21 protein-coding genes and 4 tRNA genes are annotated in these 23375 nt (G+C 68.4%); 17 read left to right on the forward strand and 8 right to left on the reverse strand.

Features of this window, described 5'->3' with window-relative positions; translation table 11 throughout:
• Nucleotides 1–152 precede the first annotated feature (152 nt).
• The 4 genes from ccoG to C6P64_RS04590 all read left to right on the forward strand — a co-directional run bounded on the left by ccoG (nt 153) and on the right by C6P64_RS04590 (nt 4150).
• On the forward strand, nt 153–1577 hold the full coding sequence (gene ccoG / locus C6P64_RS04575) for a cytochrome c oxidase accessory protein CcoG (protein WP_105747394.1): 1425 nt from the start codon (nt 153–155) through the stop codon (nt 1575–1577).
• Nucleotides 1578–1704: 127 nt separating this feature from the next.
• Nucleotides 1705–2040, forward strand: a complete 336-nt coding sequence (locus C6P64_RS04580) for a PepSY domain-containing protein (protein WP_105747395.1) — start codon at nt 1705–1707, stop codon at nt 2038–2040.
• The gene (locus C6P64_RS04585; RefSeq protein WP_105747396.1) at nt 2040–2714 is read left to right on the forward strand and encodes a response regulator transcription factor; all 675 of its coding nucleotides are present in this window, start codon (nt 2040–2042) and stop codon (nt 2712–2714) included. The genes C6P64_RS04580 and C6P64_RS04585 overlap by 1 nt, the downstream gene beginning before the upstream one ends.
• The gene (locus C6P64_RS04590; protein ID WP_245911623.1) at nt 2711–4150 is read left to right on the forward strand and encodes an ATP-binding protein; all 1440 of its coding nucleotides are present in this window, start codon (nt 2711–2713) and stop codon (nt 4148–4150) included. Before C6P64_RS04585 ends, C6P64_RS04590 begins: the two co-directional genes overlap by 4 nt.
• An 18-nt stretch (nt 4151–4168) precedes the next feature.
• Here the strand turns inward: C6P64_RS04590 and C6P64_RS04595 are convergent, their stop codons facing one another.
• Entirely contained in the window at nt 4169–6724 is a 2556-nt protein-coding gene (locus tag C6P64_RS04595; RefSeq protein WP_105747397.1) for a cation-translocating P-type ATPase, read from the reverse strand.
• 33 nt (nt 6725–6757) lie between these two features.
• Nucleotides 6758–7243, reverse strand: a complete 486-nt coding sequence (locus C6P64_RS04600; RefSeq protein ID WP_105747398.1) for a YajQ family cyclic di-GMP-binding protein — start codon at nt 7241–7243, stop codon at nt 6758–6760.
• Between the two features lie 70 nt (nt 7244–7313).
• On the opposite strand from C6P64_RS04600, the gene murB reads away from it, so the two are divergent.
• Nucleotides 7314–8369 carry a UDP-N-acetylmuramate dehydrogenase gene (murB, locus tag C6P64_RS04605; RefSeq protein WP_105747399.1) on the forward strand — a complete coding sequence of 352 codons (1056 nt, stop codon included), beginning with the start codon at nt 7314–7316 and terminating at the stop codon, nt 8367–8369.
• A 21-nt stretch (nt 8370–8390) separates the two neighbouring features.
• On the opposite strand, the gene C6P64_RS04610 is transcribed toward murB, so the two are convergent.
• The 4 genes from C6P64_RS04610 to C6P64_RS04625 form a co-directional block, all read right to left on the reverse strand.
• On the reverse strand, nt 8391–9584 hold the full coding sequence (locus C6P64_RS04610) for an MFS transporter (protein ID WP_105747400.1): 1194 nt from the start codon (nt 9582–9584) through the stop codon (nt 8391–8393).
• A 65-nt stretch (nt 9585–9649) separates the two neighbouring features.
• Entirely contained in the window at nt 9650–10984 is a 1335-nt protein-coding gene (argG, locus tag C6P64_RS04615; protein WP_105747401.1) for an argininosuccinate synthase, read from the reverse strand.
• Between the two features lie 19 nt (nt 10985–11003).
• Nucleotides 11004–11321 (reverse strand): pyrimidine/purine nucleoside phosphorylase, encoded by a 318-nt coding sequence (gene ppnP / locus C6P64_RS04620; protein WP_105747402.1) that lies wholly within the window; start codon nt 11319–11321, stop codon nt 11004–11006.
• A gap of 120 nt (nt 11322–11441) precedes the next feature.
• A complete protein-coding gene (locus C6P64_RS04625; RefSeq protein ID WP_105747403.1) occupies nt 11442–11786 on the reverse strand; it encodes an arsenate reductase in 345 nt (114 codons plus the stop codon).
• Between the two features lie 136 nt (nt 11787–11922).
• On the opposite strand from C6P64_RS04625, the gene C6P64_RS04630 reads away from it, so the two are divergent.
• Nucleotides 11923–13554, forward strand: coding sequence for an AAA family ATPase (locus tag C6P64_RS04630; RefSeq protein ID WP_170073039.1), 1632 nt, complete (start codon nt 11923–11925; stop codon nt 13552–13554).
• Nucleotides 13555–13573: 19 nt separating this feature from the next.
• On the opposite strand, the gene C6P64_RS04635 is transcribed toward C6P64_RS04630, so the two are convergent.
• Together C6P64_RS04635 and C6P64_RS04640 are read right to left on the reverse strand one after the other, a co-directional pair.
• Complete coding sequence (locus C6P64_RS04635; RefSeq protein ID WP_105747405.1) at nt 13574–13900, reverse strand: YkvA family protein; 327 nt, start codon at nt 13898–13900, stop codon at nt 13574–13576.
• A gap of 35 nt (nt 13901–13935) precedes the next feature.
• A complete protein-coding gene (locus C6P64_RS04640; RefSeq protein WP_105747406.1) occupies nt 13936–15225 on the reverse strand; it encodes a DUF445 domain-containing protein in 1290 nt (429 codons plus the stop codon).
• Nucleotides 15226–15560: 335 nt separating this feature from the next.
• Here C6P64_RS04640 and C6P64_RS04645 point away from each other — a divergent pair, with 335 nt between their 5' ends.
• The 11 genes from C6P64_RS04645 (at nt 15561) to C6P64_RS04695 (ending at nt 23342) form a co-directional block, all read left to right on the forward strand.
• Nucleotides 15561–15770 (forward strand): hypothetical protein, encoded by a 210-nt coding sequence (locus C6P64_RS04645; RefSeq protein ID WP_105747407.1) that lies wholly within the window; start codon nt 15561–15563, stop codon nt 15768–15770.
• A 94-nt stretch (nt 15771–15864) separates the two neighbouring features.
• Complete coding sequence (gene folC, locus C6P64_RS04650; RefSeq protein ID WP_105747408.1) at nt 15865–17202, forward strand: bifunctional tetrahydrofolate synthase/dihydrofolate synthase; 1338 nt, start codon at nt 15865–15867, stop codon at nt 17200–17202.
• A gap of 53 nt (nt 17203–17255) precedes the next feature.
• Nucleotides 17256–18158, forward strand: a complete 903-nt coding sequence (locus C6P64_RS04655) for an SPOR domain-containing protein (RefSeq protein ID WP_105747409.1) — start codon at nt 17256–17258, stop codon at nt 18156–18158.
• Nucleotides 18158–18643, forward strand: a complete 486-nt coding sequence (locus tag C6P64_RS04660; protein ID WP_105747410.1) for a CvpA family protein — start codon at nt 18158–18160, stop codon at nt 18641–18643. The genes C6P64_RS04655 and C6P64_RS04660 overlap by 1 nt, the downstream gene beginning before the upstream one ends.
• 21 nt (nt 18644–18664) lie before the next feature.
• Entirely contained in the window at nt 18665–20179 is a 1515-nt protein-coding gene (purF, locus tag C6P64_RS04665; protein ID WP_105747411.1) for an amidophosphoribosyltransferase, read from the forward strand.
• A 3-nt stretch (nt 20180–20182) separates the two neighbouring features.
• Nucleotides 20183–21403, forward strand: coding sequence for an O-succinylhomoserine sulfhydrylase (locus tag C6P64_RS04670; protein ID WP_105747412.1), 1221 nt, complete (start codon nt 20183–20185; stop codon nt 21401–21403).
• Complete coding sequence (gene gltX / locus C6P64_RS04675; protein ID WP_105747413.1) at nt 21400–22806, forward strand: glutamate--tRNA ligase; 1407 nt, start codon at nt 21400–21402, stop codon at nt 22804–22806. Before C6P64_RS04670 ends, gltX begins: the two co-directional genes overlap by 4 nt.
• 114 nt (nt 22807–22920) lie before the next feature.
• A tRNA-Ala gene (locus C6P64_RS04680) sits at nt 22921–22996 on the forward strand.
• 34 nt (nt 22997–23030) lie between these two features.
• Nucleotides 23031–23106: transfer RNA gene (locus C6P64_RS04685), tRNA-Glu, on the forward strand.
• Nucleotides 23107–23162: 56 nt separating this feature from the next.
• Nucleotides 23163–23239: transfer RNA gene (locus tag C6P64_RS04690), tRNA-Asp, on the forward strand.
• 27 nt (nt 23240–23266) lie between these two features.
• Nucleotides 23267–23342 (forward strand) — tRNA-Ala (locus tag C6P64_RS04695).
• Nucleotides 23343–23375: the final 33 nt, after the last annotated feature.

Raw genomic sequence — 23375 nt, forward strand, 5'->3', positions numbered from 1 at the left:
GCCGGGTCGGGACCGGCCCGTCCCGACCCGGCCTTAAGTCTGGCTGCGCATAATCGAGGCTGCTGACAAGGGCAGGCGGCGTCGTGCGCCGGCGCCAGCCACATAGGGGGCCGGGCACGGGCCAGGCATCCCTTTTTTCGATTGGAATCCTTATGACGACGAAGCCTGACAAACCACAAGCCGGACAAGCGCCTGAAGAAATCGAGATCTCGCTCTACCAGGCGAGCAAGAAGATCTACGCGCGCTCGGTCAAGGGTCTGTTCAATACCTGGCGCTGGGCGCTGGTCTGGATCACGCAGATCGTCTTCTACGGCCTGCCCTGGCTGGTCTGGAACAACCGCCAGGCGGTGCTGTTCGACCTCGAGGCGCGGCGCTTCTATCTGTTCGGCCTGGTGCTCTATCCGCAGGACTTCATCTACCTGACCGGCCTGCTGGTGATCGCGGCGCTGGCGCTGTTCCTCTTCACCGCGGTGGCCGGGCGACTGTGGTGCGGCTACGCCTGTCCGCAGACGGTCTACACCGAGATCTTCATGTGGATCGAGAAGGTGATCGAGGGTGACCGCAGCGCGCGCATGCGGCTCGACGACGGCGAGCTGTCGCGCAACAAGTTCGGCCGCAAGGCGCTCAAGCACGCGGCCTGGGTCCTGTTCGCGCTCTGGACCGGCGTGACCTTCGTCGGCTACTTCACGCCGATCAAGGTGCTGGTCGACGAGATCCTGTCGCTGGGCCTGGGCCCCTGGGAGACCTTCTGGGTGCTGTTCTACGGCTTCGCGACCTACGGCAACGCCGGCTGGATGCGCGAGCAGGTCTGCAAGTACATGTGCCCCTACGCCCGCTTCCAGAGCGCGATGTTCGACCGCGACACGATGATCGTGACCTATGACGAGAAGCGCGGCGAGCCGCGCGGCCCGCGCAAGAAGTCGGCCGATCCGCAGGCGCTCGGCCTGGGTTCCTGCATCGACTGCACGCTGTGCGTGCAGGTCTGCCCGACCGGCATCGACATCCGCAAGGGCCTGCAGTACGAGTGCATCGGCTGCGGCGCCTGCGTCGATGCCTGCGACGACGTGATGGACAAGGTCGGCTATCCGCGCGGCCTGATCAAGTACGCGACCGAGAACGGCATGGAAAACGGCTGGAACCGCCAGCAGATGATCAAGCGCGCCATGCGCCCGCGCGTGCTGATCTACACCGGTGTCCTGCTCGCGATCTGCATCGCGGTCGCCGTCAGCCTGTTCATGCGCACCCCGCTCAAGGTCGACGTGATCCGCGACCGCGGTGCGATCGCGCGCATGGTCGAGCAGGGCCGGATCGAGAACGTGTTCCGCCTGCAGGCGATGAACGCGACCGAGGTGGTGCAGAAGCTCGAGGTCTCGGTCGACGGCCTGCCCGGCATCATGATCGCGTCCGAGCGCCAGATGGACGTGCAGCCGACCGAGGTCCGCTCGCTGGTGCTGCGCGTGCAGATCCCGCCCGGCTCGTCGCCGAGCGGTTCGCACCACATCAAGTTCCAGATCCGCTCGCTCAACGACTCGGGCATCGCCATCCAGGAGGAGACCGTCTTCCTGGTGCCGCGCTGACTCGCGCGTCGCTGGTCAGCTGAGGCCATGGTGCCAGCCGGTCCCTGACGGGCCGGCTGGTTCAGCCAGCGTTCAGGTGGATGGACCGAGAATCCAGGCATCAACCACTTCCTCGCCCGCTGCCGCCATGATCCCGACTCCTTCCCGTCCTGTCCTTTCCTCCCGCCGGCGGCTGGCCGCCTGCGTCGTCCTGCTCGGCCTGGCCTGCGGCACGGCGCTGGGCTTTGATGGCGACCATGAGCGTGCCCGCGCCGCGCTGCAGGCCGGCGAGGTGCTGCCGCTGCCGCAGCTGCTCGAGCGGGTCGCGCGCGTGCAGCCGGGCCAGGTGCTCGCGGTCGAGCTCGAGCGCGACGACGGACGCTGGGTCTACGAGCTCAAGCTGCTCGATCCGGCCGGGCGGCTGGTCAAGCTCGAGGTCGATGCGCGCAGCGCCGAGCTGCTGCGCCGCAAGGGAGGTCGCTGATGCGAGTGCTGGTGGTCGAGGACGAGGCGGCGCTGGCCGAGCAGATCGCTCGCACGCTGCAGGACCGCGGCTACGTGGTCGACCTGGCCAGCGACGGCCGCGAGGCCTGGTACCAGGGCGGGGTGCAGGACTATGACGCGATCCTGCTCGACCTCGGCCTGCCGGTCCTCGACGGCCTCAGCGTGCTGCGGCGCTGGCGCAGCGAGGGCATGAGCAGCCCGGTGCTGGTGCTGACCGCGCGCGACCAGTGGCACGAGAAGGTCGCCGGCATCGACGCCGGCGCCGACGACTACCTGAGCAAGCCCTTCCACATGGAGGAGCTGCTCGCGCGCCTGCGCGCGCTGATCCGCCGCGCCGGCGGCCATGCCTCGGCGCTGCTGAGCTGCGGCCCGCTCGAGCTCGACACGCGCAGCGCGCGCATCAGCCTGCAGGGCCAGCCGCTGCTGCTGACCGCGCAGGAATTCAAGCTGCTGGCCTACCTGATCCACCATGCCGGCCAGCTGGTCTCGCGCACCGAGCTGACCGAGCATCTCTATGCCCAGGACTGCGAGCGCGACTCCAACACGATCGAGGTCTTCATCGGCCGGCTGCGCAAGAAGCTGCCGGCCGGCCTGATCGAGACCGTGCGCGGCATGGGCTACCGGCTGCAAGCCCCCGACGGGGCCGAGCGGTGAGTTGGTCCAGCCTGCGCTGGCGCCTGCCGCAAAGCCTGCGCTGGCGCCTGCTGCTCGGCACGCTGGCCGGGCTGACGCTGGCGCTGGTGGCGGCCGGCTTCGCGCTCTCGGGCCTGTTCGCCGACCAGGTGCAGCGCCAGTTCCGCTCGCATCTGCAGCTGCAGCTCGACCAGCTCACGGCGGCGCTCGAGGTCGATGCCGCCGGCCAGCCTTCGCTCGACTCGGCACTGGCCGATCCGCGCTGGCAGCAGCCCTACGGCGGCCTGTACTGGCAGGTCGACGGGCCGGGGCGCCAGGGCCTGCTGCGTTCGCGTTCGCTCTGGGACAGCCTGCTGCGCCTGCCTGGCGACGGCCTGCCCAGCGGCCAGACGCACGAACATCGCCTGCTCGGACCGGCCGGCCAGCCGGTGCTGGTGCTCGAGCGGCAGGTGATCTGGGACGCGGCCCCGGGCCCGGAGGCCAGTCCGACCGATGGCGGGCGCGCGTCGGAGCAGCGCCTGGCCGCGGCGGGCCAGGGCAGCTGGCGGTTGATCGTGGCCCAGGACCTGCGCGAACTCGAGGCCGCGCAACAGCGCTTCGACCTGACGCTGGCGGCCAGCCTGGCCGTGCTCGGGCTGGCCCTGGCGGCGGCGGCCGGCGCGCAGCTGGCGCTCGGCCTGGCGCCGCTGCGGCGGCTGCAGCGCGCGGTGCAGCAGGTGCGCGCTGGCGACGCCCAGCAGCTGGAAGGCGAATTCCCGGCCGAACTCCATCCGCTGGTGCAGGACTTCAACGGCGTGCTGCTGCAGAACGAGCAGGTGGTCCAGCGCGCGCGCCAGACCGCCGGCAACCTCGCGCATGCGATCAAGACGCCGCTGGCGGTGTTGGCCAATGCGGCGGCGCAACCGCGCGGCGAGCTGCCGGCCTTCGCCGCCCTGGTCGACGAGCAGGTGCGCAGCGCGCGGGCCCAGGTCGAGTGGCATCTGGCGCGCGCGCGCATGGGTGGCAGCGGCGTGCCGGGCCTGCGCAGCCCGGTCGCGCCGGTGCTCGAGGGCCTGTTGCGCGTGATGCGCAAGGTCTACGCCGGCCGCGAGCTGCGCTTCGATTGCGACCTGGCACCGGATGCGCTGGCCTTCGCCGGCGAGTCGCAGGACCTGCACGAGATGCTGGGCAACCTGCTCGACAATGCCTGCAAATGGGCCCAGGGCCGGGTGGCGGTGCAAGCCCGCGCCGAGGGCCGGCGCCTGCTGGTGACGGTCGATGACGACGGCCCCGGCCTCGGCGCCGCCGAGCGCGAGCGGGTGTTCGAGCGTGGCATCCGCGCCGACGAGCGCCAGCCCGGCAGCGGGCTGGGACTCGCGATCGTGCGCGAGGTCGCGCAGCTCTACCAGGGCCAGGTCAGGCTCGAGGCCTCGGCGCTGGGCGGCCTGCGCGCCAGCCTGGAGCTGCCGCTGGCCTGAGCCAGCCATGGCGTTGCGTCAGCCTGGCGGCGGCGTGCCCAGGCTGCGGCGCTGCCAGGGCAGGGCGGCAGCGGGCGCCAGCAACCCGAGCAGGCCCGCGCCCAGCACCCAGTCCAGCGGCAGCGGCGCGAACTGGAACAGTCCGCGCGCGGCCGGCAGCAGCAGCGCCAGCGCCAGCAATCCCGCCGTCAGGGCAGCGATCGCCAGCAGCGCCGGATTGGGCCGCAGCAGGCCGCGCAGGTCGGTACCGCGCTTGAGCAGCACCAGCCCGAAGCTGGCCGACACCAGCGCCACGAAGGTCATGGCGCGCGCCTGCGCCTCGCCGACACCGTTGAGCCACAGGCCGGCGAACAGCCCGCCGACCCCTGCCAGCACCAGGCCGCCCTGCAGCAGGCTGAGCGCGATCAGCTGCAGCGAGAACAGCGGCGCCGCCGGATCGCGCGGCGGCCGGCGCATCAGCTCGGGGTCCTGCGGCTCGCTCTCGAACACCAGCGAGGCCACCGGGTCGATCACCAGCTCGAGGAAGGCGATATGCACCGGCATGAACACCAGCGGCCAGCCCAGCAGCAGCGGCAGCAGCGACAGCCCGGCGATCGGCACATGCACCGCCAGCACATAGGCCATCGCCTTGCGCAGGTTGTCGAAGATGCCGCGACCGGCGCGGATCGCGCCGACCATCGAGGCGAAATCGTCCTTCAGCAGCACCAGCGCCGCGGCCTCGCGCGCCACGTCGGTGCCGCGCTGGCCCATCGCGATCCCGATATGCGCCGCCTTGAGCGAAGGCGCGTCATTGACGCCGTCGCCGGTCATCGCGACCACCTCGCCATTGGCCTTGAGCGCCTCGACGATGCGCAGCTTCTGCTCGGGCCGCACCCGCGCGTAGACCGCCACCGTCCTGACCCGCTCGCGCAAGGCCTGGTCGTCGAGCGCGGCCAGTTCGGTCCCGGTCAGCAGCGCTCCCTCGTGTGCCAGTCCGGCCTGGCGCGCGATCGCGCGCGCCGTCTCGGGATGGTCGCCGGTGATCATCAGGACCCGGATGCCGGCCGCGCGGCAATCCCGCACCGCCTCGGGCACCCCGGGCCGCACCGGATCCGACAGCCCGACCAGGCCGAGCAGCTCGAAGTCGAAGCCCTGCTGGGTCGCAGGCCAGTCATGGCCCTCGAAGCTGGCCCGCGCCACCGCCAGCACGCGCAGGCCGTCGCCGGCCATCGCCTGCGCGGCCGCGAGCAGCGCCTGCCGGCGCTCGGGAGCCAGCTGGCACAGCCGCGCCACCGCCTCGGGCGCGCCCTTGACCGCGACCTCGTGCGTTTCCTGCACCGGCACCTGCCAGACATGCGACATCGCCAGCAGTTCGGGGCTCAGGTTGTACTCGTGCACCAGCTCGAAGCCGTCGAAGCGCTCGGGGGCATTGCGCTGCTGCTGGCCCAGGCGGTGGATCGCCTGCTCCATCGGGTCGACCGGCTCGCGCTCGCTCGCGAGCCAGCTCGCGTCGAGCAGGGCATGGAAGGCGGCCGGCAGCAGCGCGCCCGCCGGGTCATCGGCGCGCCAGCGCTGCAGGCCCTGGTCCGAGGCCAGCACGAGCTCGGCCACCGCCATCCGGTTCAGCGTCAGCGTGCCGGTCTTGTCGCTGCACAGCACGGTCGCGGCGCCCAGGGTCTCGATCGCGGCCGAGCGCCGCGTCAACACCTGCTGGCGCGACAGGCGCCAGGCGCCCATCGCGGTGAACACGGTCAGGATCAGCAGGAACTCCTGCGGCAGCATCGACATCGCCAGCGTGAGCCCGGCCAGCACGCCGCCGAGCCAGTCGCCGCGCAGCCAGCCGTACAGCAGCAGCACCGCCAGGCTGATGCCGAGCCCGAGCACCGAAAAGATCCGCACCAGCCGGCGCGTCTCCAGCCACAGCGGCGTGGCCGGCATCTCGACCTCGCCCAGGGTCTTGCCGATGCGGCCGATCTCGCTGCGCGCGCCGGTGGCCGTGACCCGGGCCAGCCCCTGGCCGCTGATGACCAGGGTGCCGGCGTAGACCTGGGACAGTCCCGATTGGTCCGGTGTGGCGTCCGGCCCGGCATCGGGCGTGGCGGCCTGCTTGGGCACCGGCATCGACTCGCCGCTCAGCAGCGATTCGTCGGTCAGCAGGTCGTGGCAGGCCAGCAGCTGCGCGTCGGCCGCGATGCGGTCGCCGTCGCCGAGCAGCAGCAGGTCGCCGACCACCACCTCGCGACCCTGGATGCGAACGCGCTCGCCGCCGCGCAGCACCAGCGCGCGCGGGCTGGTCAGCTCGCGCAGCGTCTCGAGCACCCGCTCGGTGCGTCGCTCCTGCCAGAGCGTGATCGCGAACGAGACCGCGACGAAAGCCGACAGCATTGCCGCCTCGTGCAGGTCGCCGAGCGCGGCATAGATCGCCACCGAGGCCAGCAGCAGCTGCAGCATCGGCTCGCGCAGCGCCTCCAGCGCGATGCGCCCGAGCGTGCGCGGCGCCGGCTGCGGCAGCTCGTTGGCGCCTTCGGCCGCGAAGCGTTGCGCGGCCTGCTCGGGCGTCAGTCCTTGCCAGGCAGCGGGCGGGTTCTCGTTCATCGATCGCCTCGCTCGCCTGCCCGGGCCTGCGCCTCAGTCGCGGAAGTTGTCGAAGGACAGCGGCAGATCGGTCATGTCCTTGCGGATCAGCGCCATTGCCTGCTGCAGGTCGTCGCGCTTGGCGCCGGTCACGCGCACCTTTTCTTCCTGGATCGCGGCCTGCACCTTCATCTTGCTGCCCTTGATCAGCTGCTGGATCTTCTTGGCGTCCTCGCTGGAGATGCCGTTGCGGACCTTCAGCACCTGCTTGACCTTGTCGCCGCCGATCTTCTCGACCTTGCCGGCATCGAGGAAGCGCACGTCGACGCCGCGCTTGGTCATCTTGTTGCGCAGGATGTCGTCGACCTGCTGGATCTGGAAGTCGCTGTCGCCGAACAGCGTGATTTCCTTGTCCTTGAGCTCGACCGCGGCCGAGCTGCCCTTGAAGTCGAAGCGGGTGCCGATTTCCTTGGCGGTCTGCTCGACGGCGTTCTTGACTTCGACCAGGTTGGGCTCGAGCACGGTATCAAAAGAGGGCATGGCGGATTCCGGAAAAAATGGGACGGACCGGGCCGCCGCAGTCGCTGCGCCCGGGTGAGACAATCTCGGGATGTTAGTCGAGAAAAACCTGCCCTTGCAGCCCTTCAACAGTTTCGGCATCGCCGCGCGCGCGCTGCGGCTGGCCCGCATCGGCTCGGAAGCCGAGCTGCAGGCGCTGATCCGCCATCCCGACTGGTCGGCCGACCAGACCTTCGTGCTCGGCGGCGGCAGCAACATCGTGCTGACCGGCGACGTCAGGCAGCTGGTGCTCAAGGTCGAGATCCCGGGCCGGCGTCTGCTGCGCGAGACCGAGCGCGGTTGGCTGGTCGAGGCCGGCGCCGGCGAGCGCTGGCACGACTTCGTCGCCTGGACGCTGCAGCAGGGCTGGCCCGGGCTCGAGAACCTGGCCTTGATTCCCGGCACCGTCGGCGCCTCGCCGGTGCAGAACATCGGCGCCTACGGCGTCGAGTGCCAGGACCGCTTCGACTCGCTCGACGCGATCGACCTCGAGACCGGCGAAGCCTTCAGCCTGAACGCGGCGCAATGCGGCTTCGGCTACCGCGACTCGGTCTTCAAGCACGAGCGCGCCGCCGACGGGCGCGGCTTCGGCCTCAAGGGCCGGGCGCTGATCACGCGCGTGCGCTTCCTGCTGCCCAAGCCCTGGAAGCCGGTGCTGGGCTACCTCGACCTCGAGCGCAAGATGGCCGAGCTCGGCCTGGTCGATCCGGGCGCGCAGCAGATCTTCGACATGGTGTGCGCGATCCGGCGCGCCAAGCTGCCCGACCCGGCGCTGATCGGCAACGCCGGCAGCTTCTTCAAGAACCCGAGCGTCACGCCCGAGCAATGCGCCGACATCATCGCGCGCGATCCCAAGGTGGTGCACTACCCGATGCCCGATGGCAGCATCAAGCTCGCCGCCGGCTGGCTGATCGATGCCTGCGGCTGGAAGGGCAAGACCGTGGGCCATGCCGGCGTCTACGACAAGCAGGCGCTGGTGCTGGTCAACCGCGGCGACGCCGAACATCCCTGCACCGGCGGCGAGGTCATGACGCTGGCGCGCGCGATCCAGACCAGTGTCTACGAGCGCTTCGGCATCCGGCTCGAGCCCGAACCAGTCGTGCTCTGAGCCGGCAATGGCCGCGCCGGCTCAGGCCTCGCGCCTGGGCGGCTGCGGCTCCGTCCGCAAGGACCAGGCGATCCGGCTGCCGGTCGCCGCGATCAGGCCGGCCGACCAGAACAGCGCCGACACGCCGATCAGCGCGCCAAAGCTGCCGAACAGCATCGGCATCGCGACGCTGGTGGCGCTCACCGTCATCAGCCGCATGCCGAGTGCCTGGCCCATGCGCTGCGCCGGGGTGATGTGCTGCAGCAAGCTCAGGATCGTCGGCTGGACCCCGCCCAGGGTCACGCCCAGCAGGGCCGACAGCAGCGCGGCCGCCCAGGCCTGCTGCACCAGCGGGTAGAGGCCCAGCCAGACCGCGGTCAGCGCGAGTGCTGCGGTCATCACGCGGCGCTCGGACATGCCCTCCGACAGGCGGGGCAGCAAGGGGCGGATCACCGCCGCGGCGGTGGCAAACGCACCCAGTATGAAGCCGATCATCGAGGCGCTGAAACCCCGCTCGTGACCGAGCACGGGCACCACGAAGGCGTGCACGTCCCAGCAGGAGGCGGTGGCCCAGGCCACCACCAGCAGGCGCCGCAGTCGCCAGTCGGCCAGCAGGTCGCGCTTGCCGCCGCCATTCTGCTGCGACGTGACCAGCGCGCTGGGCGCCTCCTGGATCCCATGCACCCACAGCAGGCTCGATAGCGCCAGCAGGCCCACGGCCACGGCGGCCCAGGCAAAGGCCTGCCGGTCCACGCTGGACTGCCCGGCATGGTCGAGCAGCAGGCCCACCAGGGCCGGTCCGACCAGGTTGGCAGCCGGCGCGGCCAGCGACAGCCAGCCCCAGAGCTTGCGGCGCTCCTGGGCCGAGTCCGCGGCCATGCCGGCCCGGCGCTGCACCGTCACCTGCGCCAGCCCCATGGCGCCGCCGACCAGCAAGGCCGCGGCTGCGAAGCTCCAGGCCTGCTGCCAGGCCGCCGCCAGCAAGGCCCCCGACACCGCCATCGTCACCGCCAGCCGCCAAGGCAGGTGCAGGCCATGGCGGTCCACCAGCCGGCCCCAGGGCAAGGCCATCACCACATTGCTGACCGCGAACAAGGCGATCAGCACCCCGGCCTCGGCGGCGCTGTGGCCGTGGTGCAAGGCGTACAGCGGCATGCCCATGCGCAGCCCGGTCATGCAGGCGTGGATCGCGATCTGGCCGGCGATCAGGCGGAACAGGATGGACGGGTGGCTCATGCAGGCAGGGCTTGAAAAACAAGAAAGGCCGGTTGCCCGGCCTTCGTGGAAACGCAACGGCGTGCTTACTTGCCGCCGAGCTTGAGGAAGTCCTCGCCCTGGCCCAGCGACAGCAGGCCGGCGTCGGAGTAGATGCCCAGCTTGGCGCGGGTGTCGGTGATGTCGAGGTTGCGCATGGTCAGCTGGCCGATGCGGTCGAGCGGCGTGAACGGCGCGTCCTCGACCTTCTCCATCGACAGGCGCTCGGGCGCGTAGGTCAGGTTCGGGCTGTCGGTGTTGAGGATCGAGTAGTCGTTGCCGCGGCGCAGCTCGAGCGTGACCTCGCCGGTGATCGCGCGTGCGACCCAGCGCTGTGCCGTCTCGCGCAGCATGATGGCCTGCGGGTCGAACCAGCGGCCCTGGTAGAGCAGCCGACCGAGCTTGAGGCCGTTGATGCGGTACTGCTCGATCGTGTCCTCGTTGTGGATGCCGGTGACCAGGCGCTCGTAGGCGATGTGCAGCAGCGCCAGGCCGGGGGCCTCGTAGATGCCGCGGCTCTTGGCCTCGATGATGCGGTTCTCGATCTGGTCGCTCATGCCCAGGCCGTGACGGCCGCCGATGCGGTTGGCTTCCAGGATCAGCTCGACTGGCGACTCGAAGGTCTGGCCGTTGAGCGCGACCGGCACGCCTTCCTCGAAGCGCACGGTGACTTCCTCGGCCTTGACCGCGACCTCATCCTTCCAGAACGCCACGCCCATGATCGGGTTGACGATGCGGATGCCGGAGTTCAGGTGCTCGAGGTCCTTGGCCTCGTGGGTCGCGCCGAGCATGTTGCTGTCGGTGCTGTACGCCTTCTCGACCGACATCTTGTAGTCGTAGCCGTTGGCGATCAGGAACTCGCTCATCTCCTTGCGGCCGCCGAGCTCGTCGATGAACTGCTGGTCCAGCCAGGGCTTGTAGATCTTCAGGCTCGGGTTGGTCAGCAGGCCGTAGCGGTAGAAACGCTCGATGTCGTTGCCCTTGTAGGTCGAACCGTCGCCCCAGATGTTGACGTCGTCTTCCTTCATCGCGGCCACCAGCATGGTGCCGGTCACGGCGCGGCCCAGCGGGGTGGTGTTGAAGTAGGTCACGCCAGCGGTGCTGATGTGGAAGGCACCGGCCTGCAGCGCGGCGATGCCCTCGTGGGCCAGCTGCGGACGGCAGTCGATCAGGCGCGCCTGCACTGCGCCATAGCCCATGGCCTTGCGCGGGATCTCGTCGTAGTCGGACTCGTCGGGCTGGCCCAGGTTGGCGGTGTAGGCATAGGGCAGGGCGCCCTTGAGCTTCATCCACAGCAGCGCGGCGCTGGTGTCGAGACCGCCCGAGAAGGCAATGCCGACCTTCTGGCCGGTGGGCAGGTTTTGCAGGATGGTGGCGGACATGTTCGGGTCTTTCTCCGGATCAGCCGAAGTGGCAGATGTAGTGGTAGGCCTCGGTCACGCGGATCTCGAAGCTGCTGTTGCCGGGGATGCTGAACTGCTCGCCAGGGCCGGACTTGAGCCAGGCGTCGCTGCCGGCGAGCTTGTATTCGCAGGAGCCGGCCACGCATTCCATGATCTCGGGGGCGCCGGTGTTGAAGGTCAGGGTCGCGGGCAGCACCACGCCGACCGACTTCTTGGTGCCGTCGGGGAAGGTGATACCGTGGCTGACGCACTTGCCGTCGAAGTAGACGCTGGCCTGGGTGTTGACGGACACGCCGTCGATCTGGGTGGTGCTCATGGAGTTCGTTCGCGACAAATCGCGCTTAAAGGGGGTGGAGGAAGCCTGGCGCCGCCGGCAGCGGCGCGCCAACCTGCCATTTTAGAGGGGCGGGCGGCCAGGCTGGCGGGAAATGCTGGCTCAGACGCGAGCCGCCCAGTCATCGGCATCGAAGCCGACCGTGATCGCAGCTGCCCATTCGACCACCGGGCGCTTGATCACGCTGCTGTGCGCGACCATCACCGGCTTTGCGCTGGTGCCGTCGACCACGCCGGCCTGCAGCGCGGGGTCGAGCTTGCGCCAGGTCGGGCCGCGGCGGTTCAGCAGCTTGTCCCAGCCGACGGCGGCGATCCAGGCGTCCAGCCTGGCCTCGGGCACGCCGGCCTTCTTGAAGTCGTGGAACTCGTGCGCGACGCCGTGCTCGGTCAGCCAGGCGCGCGCCTTCTTCACCGTGTCGCAATTGGGGATGCCATAGACCTTGATCATGGCCGGAATTGTGCCGCAAGGCGGGTGGCGCCAGCGATGAGCAGCAGCGTCAGGCCTGTCACAAGTTTTAATGGAGAATGTCACCAAATTGCATTTTTGCAACTTCGATCCACCGACATCGACCCCGCTGACCGCCATGGCCACCCTGCATCCCTCATTTCCCGCCGCTGGCCTGCTCGGTCCCGGCTTCTACCGCGAGCGCGACATGCTGGAGCTGCTCGAGCTCGGCCTGCCGGTGGGCTATGACCTGTTCCACAACGTGGACTGGTCCAGCACGCTCGAGGGCCGGCAGCAGATCGGCGAAATCGACATCGCGCTCGTCTCTCCGATCGGGCACCTGCTGCTGATCGAGGTCAAGTCCGGCCCGCTCGAGGAAGGCGAGGCGGGGCTGAGCAAGCGCTACGCCAAGCGCGACGAGGCGCTCGACGTCGGGCACCAGCTGCGCCGCCAGCATGGCGCCATCCTGTCGCGCCTGACCGACGAAGGGCTGCGCCAGGTCAGGGTCGGCACGCTGCTCGTGCTGCCCGACCACCGCGTCGCCTCCACGTCGCTGGCGCACCCGTCCGAGCGCATCGTCGATGCCGACGGCTGCCCCGCGCTGTGCCAGCGCGTGCTCGACCTCATGCCCCATGATCCGCTGCCGGAGGATTCCCGGCAAAGGCTGGTCGACTTCCTTGCCAACCGCTTCAAGGTGCTGCCCGATGTCTCGTCCCATGTCGGGCAGATCATGCGCACCAGCACCGCGCTGTCGTCTGGCCTGGCGACCTGGATTCCCGCCATCGAGCACGAGTCGGGCCTGTTCGTGATCGAGGCCACGGCCGGCTCGGGCAAGACCCAGCTCGCGCTCGCGCTGATGCGCCAGGCCCATGCCGCCAAGCAGCGTTGCGCCTATGTCTGCTTCAACCGCGCGCTGGCCGACCACATGCTGCTGATCGCGCCCTACACGGCGCAAATCATGACTTTCCACGAGGCCTGCGTCGAGCAGGCGCGGCGCGCCGGCCTGGAGCCGGATTTCAGCCAGCCCGGCATCTACGACCAGCTGGCCGAGCAGCTCGCTGCCGCCACCCCCCGCATGACGCCGCGCTGGGACCTGCTGATCATCGACGAGGCCCAGGACTTCGAGCCCGAATGGGTCCAGGCGATGACCGACCTGCTCAAGGACGGTGGCCAGGCCTATCTGCTGGGCGACCAGCAGCAGCGCATCTACCGGCGCGAGGGCTTCGAGCTCGGCCAGGCGGTGCGCATCCACTGCATGGACAACTTCCGCAGCCCGCGCAAGGTGGTCGAGGCGATCAACCTGCTGGGCCTGAGCGAGCGGCCGGTCGTGCCGCGATCGGCGTTCGCGGGCCAGTTGCCGGGGTTTCACGACTATCCGAGCAAGCCGGGCCAGGCGCTGGCCCAGGTCGAGGCCTGCGTGCGCGAGCTGAAGGTCGCCGGCTTCAAGACCGAGCAGATCGCGGTGCTGACCTACGGCCGCAGCGGCTCCGAGATCCTGGGACGCGAAACCATTGCCGGCCTGCGCACGCGCCGCTTCACCGGGCGCTACGACTCGGCCGGCAACCCGCAGTGGACCGGGGGCGAGCTGCTGGTCGAGACGCTCTACCGCTTCAAGGGCCAGAGCGCGCCGGCCGTGATCCTGTGCGAGATCGATTTCGAGCAGGCCAGCGACGTCGAGCGGCGCAAGCTCTTCGTCGGCATGACGCGCGCGCAGGTCCGGCTCGAGTGCGTGCTGAGCGAGCGGGCGGCGCGGGGCTTGCTGGCGGGGTGAGCCACGGCTTGCGGCTCAGTCAGGCCCCGAACCACTCCTTCATCTTCTCGGATGCCATCGTCTTGACCTGAGCGGTCACATACATCGACACCGTCCCGAGCGCCGCCGCCAGCGCGCCCAGGTCGTCGGTGAAGCCGGCGACCGGAATCGCATCGGGTACCGCGTCCACCGGCAGCACGAAATAGGCTAGGACGCCGTAGATCACGGTCCTGGCCCAGGCCGGGGTATTGGGCTGCTGGGCGGCGTAGTACAGCCAAAGCGCCTTCTCGATCACTTCCTTGCCGGCCTTGAGCGCGAAGTTCTTCACCTTGTTCCAGAAACTGCCGTCGTCGAATGTGTCTGCCATGGGGGTTCTTCCTGTGAAATTTGTCTGATTCAAAGTCAGCCTGTCGCCTGCAGCAGCGCATAAATCGCCAGCCCGACCAGCCCGCCGACTAGCGTGCCGTTGATCCGGATGAACTGCAGGTCGCGCCCGATCGCGAGCTCGATGCGCTGGCTCATTTCCTCCCGGGTCCACTTGGCCAGCTGCTGCTCGATGAAGCGCCCGACCTCGCCGCGGTATTTCCGGATCAGCGTGACGCTGCCGTTCTCGATCGCCTGGTTCAGCCATTGCCGCAGGCCGGACTCCTCGACCAGCAGGCTGCCGAGCTTCTGGACCCAGGCCTGCAGCTGGCGCAGCAGCGCCGGTTGTTCCTGGCCCAGGTCATGCAGCAGCCTATCCTTGAGGCTGTCCCACAGTCCCGACAGCAGCTGCTGCACCTGCGGGTCCTGCACCAGCTCGGCCTGATGGCGCCGGATCTTCGCGGCCCATTGCGGGTCGGCTTTCAGCCGCAGCGCGAAGTCGCCGATCCAGCCGTCGAACACGCCCCGGAAGCGGTGCGCCGGATCGCGCCTGACCTCGTCGAGCTTCTGGTTCAGCGAGCCGATCGACTTGGGCGCATAGGCGTTGACCGCCATCTTCATGATCGAGTTCTCGATGCCCAGGCTGTCGATCAGGAACTGGCTGATGACCGGCAGCTTGTCCGGGTCGCCGAGGTAGGCACCAGCCCCCTCGAGCAGGGCGTCGAGCAGCTCCTGGTGCCGGTCGCTCTGTATCAGCCGATCCACCAGTTGGCCCGCTATCACCGACAGGTCGACCTCGGTCAGCTGCCGGCTGGCCAGCTCGCGGATCTTGTCCCGGATCTGCTCATGGTCCAGCGCCTCGATCAGCTGCCGCGCGACGCTCGCCGCCGACCGGTTCATTCCGGCCAGATGCTGCGGATCGAGCAGCCATTCGCCGATGCGCCGGGCCGGGTCGGCCTGCCGGATCTTGTGGCCGATCGCTTCCTCGGTGATGAAATGGTTCTCGACAAAGGCGCCCAGGTTGCGGCCGATGGCGTCCTTGCTGTTCGGGATGATCGCCGTGTGCCAGATCGGCAGCCCCAGCGGATGCTTGAACAGCGCGACTACCGCGAACCAGTCGGCGATCGCGCCGACCATCGCGGCCTCGGCGAAGGCCGCGACATAGCCCCAGGCCGGGTGCCGGGCGCGCAGCACGTGGGCGACCAGCAGCAGAACGGCCGCTCCCGCCAGCAGGGCCAGGGCGACCAGTTGCATGGTGCGCAGCTTCTGGCGGCGCAGTTCGTCGGCGGTTTGGTCCAGGTCTTGCTGGATTTCGGTGGCTTTGCGCATGATTCGGTGGGGCTTGGTCAGTCCTTGTCAGCGTATCAGCTGCGCGATCAGGTCCGACAGTCCAGTCATTGTCGTTTGCGTAATGCGAATGATGTTCATTTAGGTAAATCCTAACCGCAGGCCCGGACAAACCATGTCGTTTCCACAAATAGGGCGGGTTTTTTATCGATTCATCCAGGCGGCTGTGCCCGTCCGGCTTGTCAACCGGGCTGGGCTGCGCTACCCTGCGACTCGTCATGTCCTGGTATTTATCGGATATGGCATTTTTGTCGGGGCGTGCATCCATGTCCCCGATGACGCAAGCGCAGATGGCAATTGCCAGGGAGGAGGCTGAGATGGCCGACAACAAGAAGCCCAAGTCCGGTACCGATACCGACAACGCGAGCTCGACGCCGGATGTCGACAACGCGAGCGGCAGCGCCGACGTCGGCAATGCCAGCGGGACCGCCGATGTTCCGCCGGATGACGACCCGCTGAGCGACGCCAACCTGGACAGCATGAACAACACCGGCACCACCTGGGGGCGTTACCGGAACCGGCGCTGAGCCCCTTCAGGCGGCGGAACGGGGCTGCCCTTGGGTCGAACGCGGTTTCAATCCCGCTGCGACAATAGGGGCCTTGCCCTTTTCCGTCCCAGCCATGACCCAAGACCTGCCCCAGACCCTGTCCGACTGGCTCGCCCATTGCGAGCGTATCCACCCCAGGACCATAGACATGGGGCTCGACCGGGTGCGCCAGGTGGCGCAGCGCCTCAATGACGGCCGCGGCCTGCAGCCGGCCTGTCCGGTCATCATCGTCGGTGGCACCAATGGCAAGGGCTCGACCTGTGCCTTGCTCGAGGCCATCTACGGCCAGGCGGGCTACCGCACCGGCGTCTACACCTCGCCGCATCTGGTGCATTTCGAGGAGCGCTGCCGCATCGCGGGCCAGGTCGTCGCGGCTGACGCGCTGCTGCCGGCCTTCGCCGACGTCGAGCTGGCGCGCCGCGGCAACGGCGCCGATCAGCCCGAGGTCAGCCTGAGCTATTTCGAATTCACCACGCTGGCGATCGTGCTGACCCTGGCGCGCGCGCAGCTCGACATCGTGATCCTCGAGGTCGGCCTGGGCGGCCGGCTCGATGCGGTCAACATCGTCGAGCCGGCCTGCTCGATCATCACCAGCGTCGATATCGACCATGTCGAATTCCTCGGCACCGACCGCGAGGCGATCGGCTACGAGAAGGCCGGCATCATGCGCACCGGCCGCCCGGTGATCGTGAGCGATCCGGTGCCACCGCAAAGCGTGCTCGACCGCGCGCTCGAGATCGGTGCCGACCTGCACCGCGCGGGCCGCGACTTCCATTGCGGCGGCGACCAGCAGCAGTGGAACTGGGCCGGCCGCAGCCGGCGTTACGCCGGCCTGGCCTATCCGGCGCTGCGCGGCGCCAACCAGCTCGTCAACGCTGCTGGCGTGCTGGCGGCGGTCGAGGCGCTGCATCCGCTGTTGCCGGTCACGGCGCAGGCGGTGCGCAACGGCCTGGCCCTGGTCGAGCTGCCGGGCCGCTTCCAGATCGTGCCGGGTCAGCCGGCGCTGGTGCTCGATGTCGCGCACAACCCGCATTCGGTCGCCGCGCTGACCGAGAACCTCGACGCGATGGGCTTCTACCCGACCACCCACGCGGTGTTCGGCGCCATGGCCGACAAGGACCTGCTGCCGATGTTCCAGCGCATCAACCCATTGATCGATCGCTGGTATTTCTGCGACCTGCCGCTGCCGCGCGCCGCCAGCGCGAGTGACCTGGCTGCGATCTGGCGCGGCACCCATCCGCGCCCCGGCACCAGCTCGAGCCTGCATCCCGACCCCCAGGCGGCGCTGGACGCCGCGGTTGCGGCTGCCGACCCGGCTGATAGAATCGTGGTCTTCGGTTCTTTCTTTACCGTGGGCGGCGTGCTGCAAAACGGCATCCCCAGGCTGGACGCCAAGCACCTTCCGGGCTGAGCCAGCTGCTGGCTTTCGACGCGACACGGCCTCACCCATCACAGCACTGGCGAATGTTCAAATTCCGATTCGGTGGCCAGGGCGGCTCCAGCCCGACACAGCCTCCTTCCATCGAAACCGTGCGCCGTCGCGCCCGGCACCGCCTGCTCGGTGCCACCGTGCTGGTGCTGGCCGGTGTGATCGGGTTTCCGCTGCTGTTCGAGTCGCAGCCGCGCCCGGTGCCGGCCGACTTCGAGATCGACATTCCGTCGCGCCAGGCCGCCAAGCCCCAGGCCGACGAGGCCGTGCCGTCGTCCGGCCAGCATGTGGCTGGCCTTGATGAGTCCGAGGAATTCGTGCCTAGCGCCTCTGGCGCTCCCAGCACTCCTGTGGCGCCTGCAGCTCCAGCTGCGCCTGCCCCGCAGGTGGCCAAGGCGCCTGCCGAGTCGCCAGCGGCCGTCGTTGCGCCTGTGCCGCTGCATCCTGTCGTCAAGCCGATGCCGCCAGCGCCTGCCGTCCAGGCCCTTGCGCCTGCCAAGCCCCAGCCCGCGCCCGAGCCAGCCGCCAGGAAGCCCGAGCCCAAGCCGGCCGAACCTAAGTCCACCGAACCCAAGCCCGCTGACAAGCCGGTTGCAAAGCCGCAGGACAAGCCCGTCAAGTCGAGCGAGGATTCCGCCCGTGCCCTGGCCCTGCTCGAGGGCAAGTCGGCGCCGACTGCGTCGGCCGAGGCGGACAAGGCGGCCGGCAAGCCACGCCATATCGTGCAGGTCGGCGCCTTCGTCGATCCCAACCTGGCGCAGGAGGCGCGCGCCAAGCTCGAGCGCTCCGGCCTGGTCACCTATACCCAGATCAGCAACACCCCCGACGGCCCGCGTACCCGCGTGCGCCTGGGACCTTTCGCTACCCGTGCCGAGGCCGACAAGGCAGCCGCCAAGGCCAGGGCGCTGGGACTGTCGGCCGCCATTCTCGCGCTTTGATGGCGGCGATCGATCTCATTCTGCTGCTGTTGCTGCTGGCTTCCGTGTTGCTGGGGCTCTGGCGCGGCCTGGTCTACGAGCTGCTCTCGATTGCCGGCTGGGTCGTCGCCTTCCTGCTGGCGCAGACCTTTGCCGCCTGGGCTGCCGAGCGCCTGCCGCTGAAGGACTTCACCGAGCCGCTGCGCTATGCGGCGGGCTTCGTCGCCGTCTTTGTCGCGGCCGCCTTCGGCGCCGCTCTGCTGTCCTGGCTGGTGGGCCAGGTCATCGATTCTGTCGGCCTGCGTCCGGTCGACCGCGTGCTCGGCGCGGGCTTCGGCCTGCTGCGCGGCCTGGTCATGCTGTTGGCGCTGGCGCTGGTGGTCAACATGACCCCGTTCAAACAACAAGAAGGCTGGCAGGCCTCGGTCGGAGCCAGAAGCCTCGACCGCGGTCTGTACTGGCTCAAGGGCGCCATGCCAGACAGCCTGGCCCGCTACTTTCCCTGAAAATTACTAGAGGATCACGTCATGTGTGGAATCGTCGGCGTTGTCAGCAACGCACCCGTCAACCAGTTGATCTATGACGCCCTGCTGCTGTTGCAGCACCGTGGCCAGGATGCCGCCGGCATCGCGACCCAGCTCGAGCGCAAGTTCTTCATGCACAAGGCCAAGGGCATGGTCAAGGATGTGTTCCGCACCCGCAACATGCGTGCGCTGCCGGGCAACTGCGGCCTGGGCCAGGTGCGTTACCCGACCGCCGGCAATGCCTTCAGCGAGGAGGAGGCCCAGCCCTTCTACGTCAACGCGCCGTTCGGCATCGTGATGGCGCACAACGGCAACCTGACCAACGCCGACCAGCTCAAGCGCGAGATGATCCAGAACGATCATCGCCACATCAACACCGAGAGCGACTCCGAGGTGCTGCTCAACGTGCTGGCGCACGAGCTGGCCCAGGCCAGCAGCCATGGCGCGCTGACCCAGGATGCGGTGTTCGCCGCCGTGCGCGCCGTGCACCAGCGCATCAAGGGCAGCTACGCGGTGGTGGCGATGATCGCCGGCCACGGCTTGCTGGCCTTCCGCGACCCCTACGGCATCCGCCCGCTGTGCGTCGGCCAGGGCAAAGACGGCACCCTCATGGTGGCGAGCGAATCGGTCGCGCTCGAAGGCACCGGCCATGATTTCCTGCGCGACATCACCCCGGGCGAGGCGGTCTTCATCGGCCTCGACGGAACCATGCGCGCCGAGCAGTGCGCGGCCCATCCGCAGCTCTATCCCTGCGTGTTCGAGTTCGTCTACCTGGCGCGCCCGGACTCGACCATCGACGGCATCTCGGTCTACCAGGCGCGCCTGAACATGGGCGAGACCCTGGCCCAGCGCGTCGCCGCCATGGTGCCGATCGACCAGATCGACGTCGTGATCCCGATCCCCGAGTCGAGCCGTCCGTCGGCGACCGAGCTGGCCGACCGCCTCGGCAAGCCCTACCGCGAAGGCTTCGTCAAGAACCGCTATGTCGGCCGCACCTTCATCATGCCGGGCCAGGCGGTGCGCAAGAAGTCGGTGCGCCAGAAGCTCAACGTGATCGCCAGCGAGTTCAAGGGCCGTAACGTGCTGCTGGTCGACGACTCGATCGTGCGCGGCACCACCTCGAAGGAGATCGTGCAGATGGCGCGCGACGCCGGCGCCAACAAGGTCTACATGGCCAGCGCCGCGCCGCCGGTGATCTACCCCAACGTCTACGGCATCGACATGCCGACCAAGGGCGAGCTGGTGGCGCATGGCCGCACGCTGGAGGAAATCCGCCAGATCATCGGTTGCGACGCGCTGATCTACCAGGATGTCGATGCCATGAAGCAGGCGGTGGGCAAGCTGCGCACCGACCTCGACGGCTTCGAGGCCTCCTGCTTCGATGGCGTCTATTGCACCGGCGATGTCAGCTCGGAGGACGCGGTGCGCATGAACGAGCAGCGCGTCGGCTCCGGCACCGAGGAGGACGACGGCGCCACCTCGCGCCTGGCCCTGCCCAATTCCTCGCAGGAGGGCTGAGCCATGACCGATCCGAAATGGGCCGGTCTGCAGCGCGAGACGCTGGCGGTGCGCCTGGCGGTCGAGCGCAGCCAGTACGGCGAGAACTCCGAGGCGCTCTACCTGAGCAGCGGCTATGTCCAGCCCAGCGCCGAGATCTCGGCGCGCCGCTTCGGCGGCCAGGAGGAGGGCTATACCTACGGCCGCTCCGGCAACCCGACCGTCACCAGCTTCGAGCAGCGCCTGGCCGCGCTCGAGGGCGCTCAGGCCTGCCTGGCCACCGCCTCGGGCATGTCGGCCATCATGCTGATGTGCTTCAGCCTGCTCAAGGCCGGTGACCATGTGATCATCTCGCAGTCGATGTTCGGCTCGACGCTCAAGCTGATCGGCTCCGAGTTCGCGCGCTTCGGCGTCGAGACCTCGATCGTGCCGCAGACCGACCTCGCGGCCTGGAAGACGGCGATCCGCCCTGGCGTGACCCGGCTGCTGTTCGCCGAGACCCCGACCAATCCGCTGTCCGAGGTCTGCGACATCGCCGCGCTGGCCGATCTGGCGCATGACGCCGGCGCCTTGCTGGCGGTCGACAACTGCTTCGCGACGCCGGCGCTGCAGCGCCCGATCGAGCTTGGCGCCGACATCGTGATGCACTCGGGCACCAAGTACCTCGACGGCCAGGGCCGGGTGCTGGCCGGCGCGCTGTGCGCCAGCGAGCAGATGGTGACGGAGAAGTTCCTGCCGGTGCAGAAGAACTCGGGCATGGTGCTGTCGCCGTTCAATGCCTGGGTCGTGCTCAAGGGCCTGGAGACGCTGGACCTGCGCATGAAGGCGCAGAGCGCGCTCACGCTGGAGCTGGCGCAATGGCTGGAGGCGCATCCAGCCGTCGCCCGCGTCTACTACCCCGGCCTGGCCAGCCACCCGCAGCATGAGCTGGCCATGAAGCAGATGAACGGCCGCGGCGGCGCCGTGCTGTCCTTCGACGTCAAGGCCGGCAATCCCGAGCAGGCGCGCGCGCGCGCCTTCCATGTGCTCGATTCGATGCGCGTGCTGTCGCTGTGCACCAACCTGGGCGACACCAAGACCCTGTGCGCGCACCCGGCCAGCACCTCGCACGGCAAGCTGTCCGAGGCGCAGCGCCAGGCCGCCGGCATCACGCAGGGCCTGATCCGCGTCGCCGTCGGACTCGAACATCCCAAGGACGTGCAGGACGACCTCGCACGCGGCCTCAACACCCTCGACTCGCTATGACCCAACGCGTCCGCACCCGCTTCGCCCCGTCGCCGACCGGCTTCATCCACCTCGGCAACATCCGCTCCGCGCTGTATCCGTGGGCGTTTGCCCGCGCCAAGGGCGGCGACTTCATCCTGCGCATCGAGGACACCGACCAGGAGCGCTCGACCCAGGCCGCCGTCGACGTCATCATCGAAGGCATGAAGTGGCTCGGCCTCGACCACGACGAGGGCCCGTTCTACCAGATGCAGCGCATGGAGCGCTACAAGGAGGTGCTGCAGCAGCTCATCGATGCCGGCCGTGTCTACCCCTGCTACATGAGCATGGCCGAGCTCGACGCGCTGCGCGAGCGCCAGATGGCGAACAAGGAAAAGCCGCGCTACGACGGCACCTGGCGCCCCGAGCCGGGCAAGGTGCTGCCTCCGATTCCTGAGGGCGTGGCGCCGGTGCTGCGCTTCAAGAACCCGAAGGAGGGCGTGGTGGCCTGGGACGACAAGGTCAAGGGCCGCATCGAGATCGCCAATGCCGAGCTCGACGACCTGGTGATCGCGCGTCCGGCCGCGCCCGGCGAGTCGGTCGGCGTGCCGACCTACAACTTCTGCGTCGTGGTCGACGACCTCGACATGGCCATCACCCATGTGATCCGCGGCGACGACCACATCAACAACACGCCGCGCCAGATCAACATCTTCCAGGCCCTGGGCAAGGAGCATCCGGTCTACGCGCATCTGCCCACCGTGCTCAACGAGCAGGGCGAGAAGATGAGCAAGCGCAACGGTGCCAAGGCCGTCACGCAGTACCGCGACGAGGGCTACCTGCCCGAGGCCATGATCAACTACCTGGCGCGCCTGGGCTGGAGCCATGGCGACGACGAGATCTTCAGCCGCGAGCAGTTCCTGCAGTGGTTCGACCTCGATCACCTGGGCCGCAGCGCGGCGCAGTTCGACGAGGCCAAGCTGCGCTGGGTCAACGGCCAGCACATGAAGACCACGCCCGATGCGCAGCTGGTGCCGCTGGTCGCCGAGCAGCTGGCCAAGCGCGGCATCGCCGCCGACGCGCGGCTGGAAGCGATCTGCGCCTTGTTCAAGGACCGCTGCGACACCACGGTGGCGCTGGCCGACTGGGCTGCTGCCTTCTACGCCGAAGTGGCGCCGCAGCAGGCTGACCTCGACAAGCATTTGACCGATGCCGTCAAGCCCGCGCTTGCCGCCTTCGCTGCCAAGCTGATTGACGCCGAGTGGAGCAAGGAGGCGATTGCCGCCGCGATGAAGGCGACGCTGGCCGAGTTCGGCCTCAAGATGCCGGCGCTGGCGATGCCGGTGCGCGTGCTGGTGATGGGCACGCCGCAGACGCCTTCGGTCGATGCGGTGCTTTTCTTGCAGGGTCGTGAAAAAGTTTTGGCGGCCTTGCAAAAAGCCTGAAAAGCGCTATACAATGCAAGTCTTGCTGATGCAGACATACAAAACGAAACGCGATATCGACGCAAGTCGATAGAGTAAAAAAGTAATGTAGAATCTGCACTGTTGCAAACCAGAGGGGGTATAGCTCAGCTGGGAGAGCGCTTGCATGGCATGCAAGAGGTCAGCGGTTCGATCCCGCTTACCTCCACCATCAAGGTTTGTGACAAGTCAGTAGTCTAGGTTTTGACCCTATCGTCTAGAGGCCTAGGACATCACCCTTTCACGGTGAGTACCGGGGTTCGAATCCCCGTAGGGTCGCCAAGTTTGCAGCGCTTGGCTGCTTGATCGAAAGATCAGGTAGCGAAGCTGCACTACCAGGAGTGGTAGTTCAGTTGGTTAGAATACCGGCCTGTCACGCCGGGGGTCGCGGGTTCGAGTCCCGTCCACTCCGCCACAATTTGTTTGCTGTCGTGGCAACCATGGGGGTATAGCTCAGCTGGGAGAGCGCTTGCATGGCATGCAAGAGGTCAGCGGTTCGATCCCGCTTACCTCCACCAAATGGTTACACGATTCAAGTCCTCATACGACCC

This window comes from Malikia granosa (assembly GCF_002980595.1).
GTDB lineage: Bacteria > Pseudomonadota > Gammaproteobacteria > Burkholderiales > Burkholderiaceae_C > Malikia > Malikia granosa.

Coding starts and splice junctions, on each gene's coding strand:
- ccoG (WP_105747394.1), top strand. CDS start 153: ATGACGACGAAGCCTGACAAACCACAAGCCGGACAAGCGCCTGAAGAA.
- C6P64_RS04580 (WP_105747395.1), top strand. CDS start 1,705: ATGATCCCGACTCCTTCCCGTCCTGTCCTTTCCTCCCGCCGGCGGCTG.
- C6P64_RS04585 (WP_105747396.1), top strand. CDS start 2,040: ATGCGAGTGCTGGTGGTCGAGGACGAGGCGGCGCTGGCCGAGCAGATC.
- C6P64_RS04595 (WP_105747397.1), bottom strand. CDS start 6,724: ATGAACGAGAACCCGCCCGCTGCCTGGCAAGGACTGACGCCCGAGCAG.
- C6P64_RS04600 (WP_105747398.1), bottom strand. CDS start 7,243: ATGCCCTCTTTTGATACCGTGCTCGAGCCCAACCTGGTCGAAGTCAAG.
- murB (WP_105747399.1), top strand. CDS start 7,314: ATGTTAGTCGAGAAAAACCTGCCCTTGCAGCCCTTCAACAGTTTCGGC.
- C6P64_RS04610 (WP_105747400.1), bottom strand. CDS start 9,584: ATGAGCCACCCGTCCATCCTGTTCCGCCTGATCGCCGGCCAGATCGCG.
- argG (WP_105747401.1), bottom strand. CDS start 10,984: ATGTCCGCCACCATCCTGCAAAACCTGCCCACCGGCCAGAAGGTCGGC.
- ppnP (WP_105747402.1), bottom strand. CDS start 11,321: ATGAGCACCACCCAGATCGACGGCGTGTCCGTCAACACCCAGGCCAGC.
- C6P64_RS04625 (WP_105747403.1), bottom strand. CDS start 11,786: ATGATCAAGGTCTATGGCATCCCCAATTGCGACACGGTGAAGAAGGCG.
- C6P64_RS04630 (WP_170073039.1), top strand. CDS start 11,923: ATGGCCACCCTGCATCCCTCATTTCCCGCCGCTGGCCTGCTCGGTCCC.
- C6P64_RS04635 (WP_105747405.1), bottom strand. CDS start 13,900: ATGGCAGACACATTCGACGACGGCAGTTTCTGGAACAAGGTGAAGAAC.
- C6P64_RS04640 (WP_105747406.1), bottom strand. CDS start 15,225: ATGCGCAAAGCCACCGAAATCCAGCAAGACCTGGACCAAACCGCCGAC.
- C6P64_RS04645 (WP_105747407.1), top strand. CDS start 15,561: ATGGCCGACAACAAGAAGCCCAAGTCCGGTACCGATACCGACAACGCG.
- folC (WP_105747408.1), top strand. CDS start 15,865: ATGACCCAAGACCTGCCCCAGACCCTGTCCGACTGGCTCGCCCATTGC.
- C6P64_RS04655 (WP_105747409.1), top strand. CDS start 17,256: ATGTTCAAATTCCGATTCGGTGGCCAGGGCGGCTCCAGCCCGACACAG.
- C6P64_RS04660 (WP_105747410.1), top strand. CDS start 18,158: ATGGCGGCGATCGATCTCATTCTGCTGCTGTTGCTGCTGGCTTCCGTG.
- purF (WP_105747411.1), top strand. CDS start 18,665: ATGTGTGGAATCGTCGGCGTTGTCAGCAACGCACCCGTCAACCAGTTG.
- C6P64_RS04670 (WP_105747412.1), top strand. CDS start 20,183: ATGACCGATCCGAAATGGGCCGGTCTGCAGCGCGAGACGCTGGCGGTG.
- gltX (WP_105747413.1), top strand. CDS start 21,400: ATGACCCAACGCGTCCGCACCCGCTTCGCCCCGTCGCCGACCGGCTTC.